12 protein-coding genes are annotated in these 11,596 nt (G+C 61.2%); 6 read left to right on the forward strand and 6 right to left on the reverse strand.

The window, feature by feature from the left end:
• The first annotated feature begins 29 nt into the window (after window positions 1-29).
• Window positions 30-995, forward strand: coding sequence for a GlxA family transcriptional regulator (locus tag BK665_RS06820; protein WP_123404033.1), 966 nt, complete (start codon window positions 30-32; stop codon window positions 993-995).
• A 131-nt stretch (window positions 996-1,126) separates the two neighbouring features.
• On the opposite strand, the gene BK665_RS06830 is transcribed toward BK665_RS06820, so the two are convergent.
• The gene (locus tag BK665_RS06830) at window positions 1,127-1,468 is read right to left on the reverse strand and encodes a carboxymuconolactone decarboxylase family protein (protein WP_123404035.1); all 342 of its coding nucleotides are present in this window, start codon (window positions 1,466-1,468) and stop codon (window positions 1,127-1,129) included.
• A 110-nt stretch (window positions 1,469-1,578) separates the two neighbouring features.
• On the opposite strand from BK665_RS06830, the gene BK665_RS06835 reads away from it, so the two are divergent.
• A complete protein-coding gene (locus tag BK665_RS06835) occupies window positions 1,579-2,484 on the forward strand; it encodes an AraC family transcriptional regulator (RefSeq protein ID WP_123404037.1) in 906 nt (301 codons plus the stop codon).
• Between the two features lie 110 nt (window positions 2,485-2,594).
• On the opposite strand, the gene BK665_RS06840 is transcribed toward BK665_RS06835, so the two are convergent.
• Both BK665_RS06840 and BK665_RS06845 read right to left on the reverse strand, forming a co-directional pair.
• Window positions 2,595-4,997, reverse strand: coding sequence for a penicillin acylase family protein (locus BK665_RS06840; RefSeq protein ID WP_123404039.1), 2,403 nt, complete (start codon window positions 4,995-4,997; stop codon window positions 2,595-2,597).
• Between the two features lie 103 nt (window positions 4,998-5,100).
• A complete protein-coding gene (locus BK665_RS06845) occupies window positions 5,101-5,679 on the reverse strand; it encodes a DUF6436 domain-containing protein (protein ID WP_123404041.1) in 579 nt (192 codons plus the stop codon).
• A gap of 97 nt (window positions 5,680-5,776) precedes the next feature.
• On the opposite strand from BK665_RS06845, the gene bipL reads away from it, so the two are divergent.
• Window positions 5,777-6,724, forward strand: coding sequence for a phospholipase BipL (bipL, locus tag BK665_RS06850; protein ID WP_123404043.1), 948 nt, complete (start codon window positions 5,777-5,779; stop codon window positions 6,722-6,724).
• A 111-nt stretch (window positions 6,725-6,835) separates the two neighbouring features.
• Here the strand turns inward: bipL and BK665_RS06855 are convergent, their stop codons facing one another.
• Complete coding sequence (locus BK665_RS06855; protein WP_123404045.1) at window positions 6,836-7,588, reverse strand: DUF2059 domain-containing protein; 753 nt, start codon at window positions 7,586-7,588, stop codon at window positions 6,836-6,838.
• 108 nt (window positions 7,589-7,696) lie between these two features.
• On the opposite strand from BK665_RS06855, the gene BK665_RS06860 reads away from it, so the two are divergent.
• Together BK665_RS06860 and BK665_RS06865 are read left to right on the forward strand one after the other, a co-directional pair.
• Window positions 7,697-8,329: a 2OG-Fe(II) oxygenase gene (locus BK665_RS06860; RefSeq protein ID WP_123404046.1), complete on the forward strand. Its 633-nt coding sequence runs from the start codon at window positions 7,697-7,699 to the stop codon at window positions 8,327-8,329.
• 2 nt (window positions 8,330-8,331) lie between these two features.
• Window positions 8,332-8,817, forward strand: coding sequence for a 2-thiouracil desulfurase family protein (locus BK665_RS06865; protein ID WP_123404048.1), 486 nt, complete (start codon window positions 8,332-8,334; stop codon window positions 8,815-8,817).
• Window positions 8,818-8,941: 124 nt separating this feature from the next.
• Here the strand turns inward: BK665_RS06865 and BK665_RS06870 are convergent, their stop codons facing one another.
• Window positions 8,942-9,529, reverse strand: coding sequence for a transporter substrate-binding domain-containing protein (locus BK665_RS06870; protein ID WP_123404050.1), 588 nt, complete (start codon window positions 9,527-9,529; stop codon window positions 8,942-8,944).
• 136 nt (window positions 9,530-9,665) lie between these two features.
• Between BK665_RS06870 and BK665_RS06875 the strand changes: the two genes are divergently transcribed.
• Window positions 9,666-10,091, forward strand: a complete 426-nt coding sequence (locus BK665_RS06875; RefSeq protein ID WP_123404052.1) for a DUF4399 domain-containing protein — start codon at window positions 9,666-9,668, stop codon at window positions 10,089-10,091.
• 108 nt (window positions 10,092-10,199) lie between these two features.
• Here the strand turns inward: BK665_RS06875 and serA are convergent, their stop codons facing one another.
• The gene (gene serA, locus BK665_RS06880) at window positions 10,200-11,429 is read right to left on the reverse strand and encodes a phosphoglycerate dehydrogenase (protein WP_123404055.1); all 1,230 of its coding nucleotides are present in this window, start codon (window positions 11,427-11,429) and stop codon (window positions 10,200-10,202) included.
• Window positions 11,430-11,596 lie beyond the last annotated feature (167 nt).

Genomic DNA, 11,596 nt, shown 5'->3' on the forward strand with positions numbered 1-11,596 from the left:
GCGTTGATTGATTGAGGGCATTGCAAACCATGCAAAAAACCGTCGCCATCGTGGTGTTTTCCGGCGTGCAGTCCCTGGACGTCACCGGGCCCATGGATGTGTTCGCCGAGGCCAACCGTTTCCTCGCGCCGGACGATCACTATCGGCTGGAGGTGATCGGCGTCGAGCGCGGGATGATGCCGTGCTCCAACGGCTTGTCCCTGAACGCTCACCGGCATTTCAGTGAAGCGCTGGACGCCTATGACTTGTTGTTGGTAGCGGGCGGGCCGCAGTTGCCGTTCCTGAACTTCGGCGCAACGTTCGACGCCTGGTTGCGGGAGGCTTGCGGGCGGGCGCAACGCTTTGGTTCGATCTGCAATGGCGCGTTCATGCTGGCCCGGGCGGGTTTGCTCGAAGGCCGGACCGTCACCACCCATTGGGGCGATGCGGTTGCATTGGCGGCGTTGTGTCCGTCCGCTCAAGTGGACGCGGATCGTTTGTACGTACAGGACGGCGAGCTCTACACCTCGGCCGGGGTCACGGCGGGGATCGATTTGTCGCTGTACCTGTTGGCGCGCGATCACGGTCCGGAAGTCGCCCTCAGCGTCGCCAAGCGTCTGGTGGTGTTCACCCAACGTTCGGGCGGGCAGTCGCAGTTCAGCCCGTTCCTCACGCCCCACGCCGAACCGACCTCGGCGGTGGCACTGGTGCAGCTCTACGTGCTCGCTAACCTCACCGGCGACTTGACCCTCGCCGACCTGGCCAATGCCGCCAACATGAGCGCACGCAACTTTTCCCGGGTGTTTGCCAAGGAAGCGAAAGTGACCCCGGCGGAATTCGTCGAGCGGGCACGGGTGGATGCGGCGCGGGTGTTGTTGGAGAGCACCCAGTCGCCACTGAAGACGGTGGCGTATCAATGCGGGTTTCGCGATGCCCAGCACATGCGTAGCGTGTTCAACCGCCGGCTGGGGGTGACGCCGCAGCAGTTCAGGCTGAACTTCACCGCGATGGTCTGAACAACTTGTGGGAACACTGACAATCCACCGTGGGAGCGGGCTTGCTCGCGAAAGCGGTCTCTCAGCCGACATCTCTATCGACGGGTACACCGCATTCGCGAGCAAGCCCGCTCCCACAGGGGCAATGTGTTTCAGTTTTTCAGCGAGTCATACGCCTCAAGCGTGCGCAGCGAGTAGATGTACGCCGCCCCGGCATTCAGCGAAATCGCGGTGGCCAGTGTCGCCGCCACTTCCTCGCGACTGGCGCCAGCCTTGATCGCCGCATCGGTATGCGCCGCAATACAGCCATCACAACGGGTGGTGATCGCCACGGCGATGGAGATCAGTTCGCGGGTCTTGGCGTCCAGCACCTCATTTTCCGCAGCGGCTTCGCCGAGGGCCATGTAGGCCTTGACCATTTTCGGGTTGCTCTTGCCCAGTGCGCCAAAGGCTTTCTGGATGGTAGGCAGCAGTTCGGACCAGTTATTGAACATAGCGGTAACTCCTGAGCGGGTTGGGTGTACTGTTTCGACATGCTCAGTTTTGTCCTTTGGCGCGGTTCGGGTTTGTTCGATCCGCTCAGTTATTTCCTCGATGCGCTCAAATGAATCCGATCGATAAACTCATCACCCTGGCCAACGTTCGCGGCAGTCTGGATTTGCGCTGTCAATTCCAGGGCGACTGGGCGCTGGCCCACGAGCAACAAGCGTTAGGGATGGCGCCGTATCACATCGTGCTGGCGGGCGAGTGCCGCGTGGAATTCCCCGACGGCCAGCGCCTGCCCATGCGCGCCGGCGACATCCTGCTGCTGCCCAGCGGCGCTCCCCACGTGATCCACAGCCCTGGCAAAACCGTCGCGCCCTCTGCACAGAAGATCATCCGTGGCGGCGCGTTGCCGGTGCATCGCATCGGGGGCGCCAGCGCCGATCTGGACATGCTCTGCGGGACGTTTCACTACAACCGCGCCTCGCTGCTGTTTGCCTCACTGCCTGGGTATTTGGTGATCCCCAGCGGTGCGCTGCCGGCGAACGGGCCGTTGCCGGCGTTGGTCGAGGTGTTGCGCGGTGAGGCGGAAGGCAATCAGGCGGGGGCGAAGTTTTTGCTCGACGCATTGTCCCAGGCGTTGTTCACCCTGATGCTGCGGGCGCATCTGGCCACACTCGGACCCGCCAGCGGCACCCTGGCGTTACTCGGCGACAAACGCCTGGGCCGCGCCTGGCAGGCGATGCTGGCCGATCCGGCCCATGACTGGACCATCGACAGCCTGGCCGACACGGCGAGCATGTCCCGGGCCACGTTCACGCGTTCATTCGTGAAAGTGGCCGGGGTGTCGCCGTGGGTGTTGCTGACCCAGGTGCGGATGGAATTGGCGTTCAGTTTGTTGGGGCAGTCGCATTTGGGGTTGAGTGATATTGCGTTGCAGGTGGGGTATCAGTCCCAAGCGGCGTTCAGCAAGAAATTCAAGGAGATTTATGGGGAAGCGCCTGGGCGGGTGCGGCGGGGGATTTAGAGGTGTGGTGTCAGTGAGGGCCTCTTCGCGGGCAAGCCTCGCTCCTACAGATATCACCGTCCGTAGGAGCGAGGCTTGCCCGCGAAGGCGTCAGCCCTGCCACCAAAAACCTACCGCGCCGGCAACAGCTTCAAGGTGCTGCGGGTATTCGCCGTCACTTCTTCATCACTGAAATGCGCCTGCATATAAACCCCTTCCACATAAGCCTCAGCCTGGTCGTCATAGTGACTGTCAAACGGCACGCCGCTCTGGCCCACCGGGTTGATGGTCAGGCTGTGGGCCGGGTCGGCGAAGTCGATCAGGCGTCGGGTGGAGGGGCCGTAGGTTACCGGCCATGGCGCCGGGCCGATCCGGGCCGAGAGGTTGTTCGGCACTTCGTGGGTGCCGGGGGCTTCGAACGGGCCGACGTTGAAAATCCTGTCCAGCGGCTTCTGTGCGCCCAACGGATGACCGTGAGTCAGCGTATGCACCTTGCCCCACTGCCACTGCGCAAAGTCAGTGCCGAGCACGGTCTTGAGGTGCGCGATGCTCGCTTGCCACGCCACCTTCACCGTATCGGCGCGGGTTTCCTTGGCCGGGGTGTTGCGGTTGTCCCACCACGGCGAATCAGCAGTCGCGGCCAGACGCGGTAACGCGGCATCGATCACTCGGGTCGAGAGCAGGGTTTCAAAAAAGTCGTTGCCCAGCTCATCGTGCATCGTCGCGTCGGTGAGGTTGAACAGGAACTGGTTGAACACCGTGGCGCTGATGGAATCCAGCGGATAGTCGCCCGGCCATTTAGCCAGTTGCTCCACCAGTTTCAGTTCGGCCGGGTCGCTCACCACTTCGCGCAATACCGGCAGCAACGGCGCCAGCAAGCGCGGGCCGTAAGCGGTGGTCGTGCCCAGCTGCAGTTTCTGGTTGGCCTCGTTGTCCCACTTCACGCTCTTGTCGCTGAGCTGGCGATTGAGCTGTTGGCCGCGATCCGCCAGGTTGTAGTAACCGGGAATCTCAATGCCGGTGGGCGAGACGGGTTGGAAGTTGGCCGAGACGATATAGCCTCGAGTCGGGTTTTCTTCCTGGGGGTTGGCGCTGAAGGGGTAGAAGCCTTCCTTGTCCGGTTGATTGCTGCTGCCGTCGAGGATGAAGCCGGGCTTCACCCCGGCCGGGCGCTTGGGCAGCAATGCCGAGGCCCACCAGCCGATATCGCCCTTGGCGTTGGCGTAGACGATGTTCAGCCCCGGCGCCTGGACCTTGGCGGCAGCGGCGCGGGCCTTGGCCAGGGTGTCGGCGCGGTTGAGTTGGTAGAAACCTTCAAGAATCGGGTTCGGCGTTTCGAGGAACGCCCACCACATCGCAATCGGGGTTTTGCCGGCGGCGGTGCCGAGGGCGTCATTGATGATCGGGCCGTGGGGCGACTGACGCAGGGTCAACGTCACCGGTGCCTGGCCCTTCACCGCAATCTGCTGCTCGGTGGTGACCATGTCCACCCATTTACCGCGATACCAGACCTGGTTCGGGTTGTCCGGGTTGACCTTCTCGGCGATCAGGTCCAGATCGTCGTTCTGGAACATGGTCAGGCTCCAGCCGAAATCCAGGTTGTGGCCGAGAAAGGCAAACGGCACCAAGGCCTGATGATGCCCGTACAGCTCGAAACCCGGCGCCGACAGTTGCGCCTCGTACCACACCGACGGCACCGAGAAGCGAATATGCGGGTCGCCGGCCAGCAACGGCTTGCCGCTTTTGCTGTGGTTGCCGGAGATAACCCAGGCGTTGCTGCCTTCGAACTGCGGCAGGCCATTGTCTGCCAGGGCTTGTTCGCTCAAGCGGGCGAGGGCATTGAGGTCTTGCCAGTCGCCGGCGGCGAGGGCCGGGCCGGGCTTGGCGTGGGTCTTGGCCAGCACGCCTTTGGGCTGCCAGTCGAGGTCGAAAATGTTCAGGTACTCGGGGCCGAGTTGATCGCGCACGTAGGTCAGCAGCGGTTCGGTGCGAAACGCTGCGGCAAAGCTGTAGGCCATGTAGCCGGCGACGCTGATGCTGTCTTCGGCAGTGAAAGGGCGCTTGTGGATCCCCAGCACGTCAAACTCGGCGGGCGCGGCGTGGGTGTCCTGATATTGGTTGATCCCGTCCAGGTAGGCTTGCAGGGCCTTCCACGCCGGTGACTGACGATCCAGCGCGGCCACATAACTTTCGGCGCGCTCGCGGATGCGCAGGCTGCGGAACAGTTTGTCGGTGTCCACCAGTTTCGGCCCGAGGACTTCTGCCAGTTCACCTCGGGCCAGGCGGCGCATGGCTTCCATCTGGAACAAACGGTCCTGGGCGTGCACGTAGCCGAGGGCGCGGTACAGGTCGGTTTCGTTTTCGGCACGGATATGCGGCACGCCGCGCTCGTCGTAGCGCACGGTCACCGAACCTTGCAGGTGTTGCAGCTCCACCTGGCCCTGGCGCGTTGGCTGCTTGCTGTAGATATAGCCGCCAACCCCGATGACGAGGATGACGATCAGCAAGGCCAGTACGGTCAGGACGCGTTTCATGGTGACTCCTTGTTCTTTCTGGATTGCTGCCCGTGTGGGCTGCAAACATGTAGCACAGACCTCCTGTGCCGGGCACCACCGTCCTCGAATAGTCCGGAATGCCTTACTGCACTTGCACCGCCCACGGACAGTAGCAACCCACCGCCAGCGTATGCGTGGCGCTCACCGCACGGCCTTCGTTCAGCGCTTGCAGGATCGGTTCGATAAAGCTGTTGCTGGAATTGCAGGTCAGGCCTTCGCTGTACGGGCCGAAATAGGCGAGCTTGCCGGCGCGATCCCAGATTGCTACCGCCGGGCTGGCGGGAATCTGTTCGGAACCGGGCAACACGGTGATGGGTTTGAGGCTGCTCAAGGTGCTGGGCAACTGGCCGTGGCTGCCGGTTTTTTGAACCGCGTAAAACTCGACGCCCTGAGGTGAATATTGCTCGACCAGTTCGGTGAGGTGCTGTTGATTGCCGACGTTGCACGGGCAGGCCGGGTCCCAGAAATGCACCAGGCGAATGGCGCCGGGGCCGGCGAGGTCGTCGGGCAGGCGCAACGGATCGCCGGAAAACACTGCGGTGTGTTCGCTGAACGCCCGCAGGTAGCGGCCCTGAAACCAGTCGTAAGCAGCCCACAACACACCGGCGCACACGAGGGCGAGCAGGCTGGCAAGCAGTGTGGTGCGGTAGGCCGAACGCATGGGTTTCAATCCTCGAAGGTCGCCCAGCTTGCCATGCTTGCCGTGACAGATGAATATCGCAGGCCCATAAAGTCTGTTTCGCGTTCTGGAATAACCCATGCCTGCCACTTTCGACCCCGATCATTTACGCGCCAGCCTCGGGCCATTGGCCCAGTGGCAGCCGTTGTCGACCGAGGGCCTGGCCTATCAAGCGTTCTATGGCCTGGATTTGCCGGGGCGTACCTTGCGCCGTGGTCTGGGGCGGTTTCAGGTCGATGGTTATGAAGTGGTCAGTCAGGTCTGGTGGCCGGAGCGGGCGAAGGCGACGTTGTTTCTGTTCCACGGCTTCTACGATCACACCGGTTTGTATCGGCATGTGATTGAGTGGGCGCTGGATCAGGGTTTTGCGGTGATCGCCTGCGACTTGCCGGGGCATGGCCTGTCCAGCGGCGAGCGCGCCAGCATCAAGGATTTCGCCGAGTACCAGGACATCCTGCAAGGCTTGTTTGCCGAGGCCCGGTCTCTGGAGTTGCCGCAGCCGTGGCACCTGTGCGGGCAGAGCACTGGCGGGGCGATCGTGATCGATCATGTGCTCAATCACGGCGCGGACAGTCCGGCCCAGGGCCAGGTGATCCTATTGTCGCCGCTGGTACGGCCACGGGCCTGGGGTTGGTCGCAGTTGAGTTATTACCTGCTCAAACCTTTCGTCAAAGGCATCGCCCGGCGCTTCAGCGAGAACTCCAATGACCCGGCGTTCCTGCCGTTCCTGCAAGCCGATCCATTACAACCGCTGCGTTTGCCCACCGCGTGGGTCGGCGCGCTGGGGCGCTGGATCAAGCGCATCGAAGCGGCGGCGAACAGCCCGCGCCGGCCGCTGATCGTGCAGGGGCAGGCGGACATGACGGTGGATTGGGAACACAACCTTGAGGTGTTGAAGGCCAAGTTTGATCGGCCGCAGGTGTTGATGTTGCCCCAGGCGCGGCATCATTTGGCGAATGAGACAGAGGCGTTGCGGGAGGAGTATTTCGGGTTTTTGAGCAAGCGGATCAAGGGGCGGAATCTTTAGCGGCCTTTAGGGCCTCATCGCGAGCAAGCTCGCTCCCACAGGGTTTTGTACGCCACAGATCCAATGTGGGAGCGAGCTTGCTCGCGATAGCAATCTTCCAGGCGCTAAAGATTACTGACTTGGGTTAGAGGTATTCTGCCCCACCGCCAGCCCCGCCCGAATCGCCGCCAACGCCGCCTGGTAATACGCCTTGCCCTCATCGGACTCGGCAAACGTGGCGAATTCTTCCAGCTCGTTATCCGACAAGTCGCGATAAACATAGAGCAGCGTGTTATTCAGGTCGGCGCCAATCTGATCCATCAAGCGCTGGCGCTGCCCGTTCAACATCCCCGGTGCCTGACCGCCACCGAGCAGGCCGGGGATCATCGAGCTCAAACTGTCCGCCGCAACCCCGGCAATCGCCAAAGTGACTTCGGCACCCGCCTCCCGGGCGGGCAGGGCCTGGGCCAGGTGGCCGATGATCAACATCCGCGTGTCACTGGCTTCAATCTTGGGCAAACCCTTGGCGTTTTTCGCCAGTTGATCGCGCCGGGTCGCCAGCAATTCGGCGGCGACGATTTTCTTGCCCAGCGGGGTTTGGAAGAACGCCAGAGCCGGTTTCGGATCGGCGAGGGTCTTGCGCAGTTGTGTTTCGGCGCGCTGGTCCATGGCTTGGGGGGCGAAGCGCTGGTTGCTGTTGTTCACCAAGGCTTGAAACACGGCGGGGGGCAGGCTGTTCTGGTAGCGCTGCTGGGCGGCGGAGAGGGCGTCGTTAAAATGCGCACGTTGGTCTGGCCAACCGGCGACCTTGTACAACTGGTCGTGGCCGTCTGCCCACGCGGGCAAAACACAGAACATCAACAGTGAAAAAAGCAAACGGCGCATAGGGACTCCTGTCAGCAGGCGACTATTCTCCGTGCGGTACAAGAACTTGTCGAGAATTCGTATCAGCCCGCTGCGCGGCTCTGTCGGATTTGCAGGCACAGGAATACTATGCGCGCCATGCAAATACCCTCTGATCACCCGCTGCTGTTACGTATCGTCGACGACTTGGCCGAACGGGGCTGGTCGCAGCAGAATATTTTCCTGCCTCTGGATCTGACCCGAGAGTTGGCGGCTGAGTGCCGTAAACGTGCGGCCGAGGGTGAGCTGGCCCCGGCGGCGGTGGGGCGCGGGCCGACGTCGGAGATTCGCGAAGGGATCCGTGGCGACCATATCCAGTGGCTCGAGCCCGGCGAAACAGAGGCCTGCGACCGCTACCTGGGCTTGATGGACAGCCTGCGCGAGGCGATGAATCGCGGCTTGTTCCTGGGCCTGGAAGACTTCGAAAGCCACTTCGCCCTGTACCCGCCCGGCGCGTTCTACCTCAAGCACGTGGACCGCTTCCGCGATGACGACCGGCGCATGGTCTCTGCGGTGATCTACCTCAACGACGCCTGGCTGCCCGAACACGGCGGCGAACTGCGCATGTATCTGGAGGGCGGCGTCGAACACAATGTGGTGCCCACCGGCGGTTGCCTGGTGGTGTTCCTGTCGGGCGAAGTGCCCCACGAAGTCCTGCCCGCGACCCGGGATCGCCTGTCGTTGACCGGTTGGTTCCGCCGTCGCGGTAACGAGCCGTTCTGATCATGCACAAGATTCTGGTAAGCCGTTGCCTGCTGGGCCACCGCGTACGTTACGACGGCGGGGCGAGCGGGCCGTTTGATCTGTTGGACCAATGGATCGCCGAGGGACGGGTCGTGCCGTTGTGCCCGGAAGTGGCGGGCGGGTTGCCGACACCGAGGGCTGCGGCAGAAATCCCGGGCGGGCAGGGCGGTGAGGTGCTGGATGGCCAGGCATCCGTGATCACCACCGACGGCGAGGACGTCAGTGCGGAGTTTCTGTCCGGGGCTTATCAGGCGTTGGAGTTGGTGCAACAGCACGGGATTCGGATTGCGGTGCTCAAGGCCAACAGTCCTTCGTGCGGGAATCTGCTGACGTATGACGGGACTTTCAGTGGGGTGAAGGTCAGTGGCGAAGGGGTGACGGCGGCGTTGCTCAAGCGCCATGGGGTTCAAGTCTTCAGTGAGCTCGAATTGCCCGAAGCGGCGGCAGCGTTGGCAACCCTGAACTAACGCCTGACCCAAAACCCCTGTGAGAGCGGGCTTGCTCGCGAATGCGGTGTATCAGCCAACATCATCATTGGATGACACACCGCATTCGCGAGCAAGCCCGCTCCCACATTGGATCTCCGGTATCTCAGGGCTTGGGCTCTACGCTCGTTTCCGTCCCAAACCACTTCTGCGTCAACGCTTCCAACCGGCCATCGGCCTTGATCCGCTGCAACGCGTTATCCAGGCTGGCGTGGAACGCCGGGTTTCCTTTCTGGAACGGAATTGCCAGGCTCACCGGCTCGCTGGCTTTCGGTGCCTCTTCCTTCAACGTCTGCACCAGTAGCATCGACTGTGGCTGCGGATCTTTGTGCGCGATCACTTGCGCATCGGTGTGGCTGTAAGGTTCGCTGAAGTCGAAACGATCCTTCAAATCCGGGGTCACTGCTATGTGGTTGATGGCGACGTCGTACTTGCCGGACTCAACGCCTGGCAGCAGGTCGCCGTCTTCGATGACGACGAAGTCGGCCCGCACATCCAGTTCATTGGCCAGCAGCTGACCCAACTCGACTTCGAACCCGGTGAGTTTGCCGTCGTCCTTGAAATTGAAGGGCGGTGTATTAGCCTCAAGAGCAATACGCAATTCGCCACGGTCGAAGACATCGTCTATCAATTCGGCATGAGCCAAAGGGCTCAAAAGGGGTAGCAGGCAGATCAGGCCAGGCAAAAAACGCATGGTCACTCCTTTGAATTCATTATCGCGACGCTCTGGTTCAGGCTCGCTTTGCTATGGTTGTCGAGGTCCTTCGACAACGAATGGCCGTGAAGTTAGATACGGCCGCGCGGATTTTATGCAAAAACTGGAGAAGAGAATGAAAACGTTTATGTCACGAGCAGCATTGGCTGGCCTGTTGATGGGTGTGTCGGTGCTGGCCAGCGCCGCTACGCCGGCCCCTAAAGGGGCGGAAGTGTCCATCGTTTCTCCTGAGGATGGTGGGACTGTCCCGCAAACTTTCAAGGTTAAATTCGCTGTCGAGAATGTTGCGCTGGCGCCTGCGGGCGATACCACCAAGAACACCGGCCACCACCACTTGCTGATCGATGCCAAGGATGTTGTGGCTGCAGGGGCAGTCATCCCGGCAGATGCCAATCACGTTCATTTTGGTAAGGCGCAAACCGAAACCGAGCTGACGCTGACACCTGGCAAGCACACCTTGCAGTTGGAGTTGGGCGACATGAGCCATATGGCCTTCGATCCACCGATCGTGTCGAAGAAGATCACCGTCAATGTGAAATAAAAAAAGGGAGCCCCTTTTGGGGGCTCCCTTTTTTTATAGCTGCAAGCTGCAAGCCTCAAGCAAAAGCGAACTCGACTTGCCGCTTGAAGCTTGTCGCTTGCCGCTGTCTTAGAACAAGACCCGGCAACGAATGGTGCCGTTGATGTGCTGAAGTTTCTCCTGGGCGATTTCCGAGTAATCGGCGTCTACGTCGATAACCACGTAGCCGACTTTCTCGTTGGTCTGCAGGAACTGACCGGAGATGTTGATGCCGTTTTCGGCGAAGACCTTGTTGATCTCGCTCATCACACCCGGAATGTTTTCGTGGATGTGCAGCAAACGGTGCTTGCCAGGGTGAGCCGGCAGGGCCACTTCCGGGAAGTTCACCGACGATACGGACGTACCGTTGTCGCTGTACTTGACCAGTTTTTCCGCGACTTCCAGACCGATGTTGGCTTGCGCTTCAGCGGTGGAACCACCGATGTGCGGGGTCAGGATCACGTTGTCCAGGCCGCGCAGCGGGCTTTCGAACTCTTCGTCGTTGGAGCGTGGCTCCACCGGGAACACGTCGATGGCCGCGCCGATCAGGTGCTTGTCCTTGATCGCGTCTGCCAAAGCTTGCAGTTCAACCACGGTGCCGCGAGCAGCGTTGATCAGGATGCCGCCCTTCTTGATGGCGCGGATTTCCTTCTCGCCGATCATCCACTGGGTGGCGGCGGTTTCCGGAACGTGCAGGGTGACGATGTCGGACATGGCCAGCAGGTCAGTCAACTTGCCAACCTGAGTGGCGTTGCCCAATGGCAGCTTGGTCACGGTGTCGTAGAAGAACACCTGCATGCCCAGGCCTTCAGCCAGGACCGACAGTTGCGTACCGATCGAGCCATAACCGACGATGCCGAGCTTCTTGCCACGGATTTCGAAGGAGTTGGCCGCGCTCTTGATCCAGCCGCCACGGTGGCAGGAAGCGTTTTTCTCAGGGATGCCGCGCAGCAACAGGATCGCTTCGGCCAGCACCAGCTCCGCCACGGAGCGGGTGTTGGAGTACGGCGCGTTGAACACCGCGATACCGCGTTCGCGGGCAGCGTTCAGGTCAACCTGGTTGGTGCCGATGCAGAAACAGCCGACAGCGACCAGCTTCTTCGCGTGATCGAAGATCTCTTCGGTCAGTTGCGTGCGAGAGCGAATGCCGATGAAGTGTGCATCAGCGATCTTTTCCTTCAGCTGGGCTTCCGGCAGAGAACCGGTGAGGTACTCGATGCTGGTGTAGCCCGCCGACTTGAGAACGTCGACAGCCGATTGGTGGACGCCTTCGAGAAGAAGGAACTTGATCTTGCTCTTATCGAGAGAAGTCTTGCTCATCTGCGTAAACCTGTATCCCGGAGAAAAATGGCAGGAAATGGTCAACAGATGCTGACCCGAACGGCAACAATGCCGTTACCGCAGAATAGCCGTTGGGCACTACCCTGCGGGGTCGGTATGCTAGCATACGCACCCCGCTAAACACTCATTCCTGCGACGTGAAGCGT

Origin of the sequence: Pseudomonas frederiksbergensis (assembly GCF_003732665.1) — a bacterium.
Lineage (GTDB): Bacteria > Pseudomonadota > Gammaproteobacteria > Pseudomonadales > Pseudomonadaceae > Aquipseudomonas > Aquipseudomonas frederiksbergensis_G.

Coding starts and splice junctions, on each gene's coding strand:
- BK665_RS06865 (WP_123404048.1), top strand. CDS start 8,332: ATGCACAAGATTCTGGTAAGCCGTTGCCTGCTGGGCCACCGCGTACGT.
- bipL (WP_123404043.1), top strand. CDS start 5,777: ATGCCTGCCACTTTCGACCCCGATCATTTACGCGCCAGCCTCGGGCCA.
- BK665_RS06820 (WP_123404033.1), top strand. CDS start 30: ATGCAAAAAACCGTCGCCATCGTGGTGTTTTCCGGCGTGCAGTCCCTG.
- serA (WP_123404055.1), bottom strand. CDS start 11,429: ATGAGCAAGACTTCTCTCGATAAGAGCAAGATCAAGTTCCTTCTTCTC.
- BK665_RS06835 (WP_123404037.1), top strand. CDS start 1,579: ATGAATCCGATCGATAAACTCATCACCCTGGCCAACGTTCGCGGCAGT.
- BK665_RS06840 (WP_123404039.1), bottom strand. CDS start 4,997: ATGAAACGCGTCCTGACCGTACTGGCCTTGCTGATCGTCATCCTCGTC.
- BK665_RS06875 (WP_123404052.1), top strand. CDS start 9,666: ATGAAAACGTTTATGTCACGAGCAGCATTGGCTGGCCTGTTGATGGGT.
- BK665_RS06870 (WP_123404050.1), bottom strand. CDS start 9,529: ATGCGTTTTTTGCCTGGCCTGATCTGCCTGCTACCCCTTTTGAGCCCT.
- BK665_RS06855 (WP_123404045.1), bottom strand. CDS start 7,588: ATGCGCCGTTTGCTTTTTTCACTGTTGATGTTCTGTGTTTTGCCCGCG.
- BK665_RS06845 (WP_123404041.1), bottom strand. CDS start 5,679: ATGCGTTCGGCCTACCGCACCACACTGCTTGCCAGCCTGCTCGCCCTC.
- BK665_RS06830 (WP_123404035.1), bottom strand. CDS start 1,468: ATGTTCAATAACTGGTCCGAACTGCTGCCTACCATCCAGAAAGCCTTT.
- BK665_RS06860 (WP_123404046.1), top strand. CDS start 7,697: ATGCGCGCCATGCAAATACCCTCTGATCACCCGCTGCTGTTACGTATC.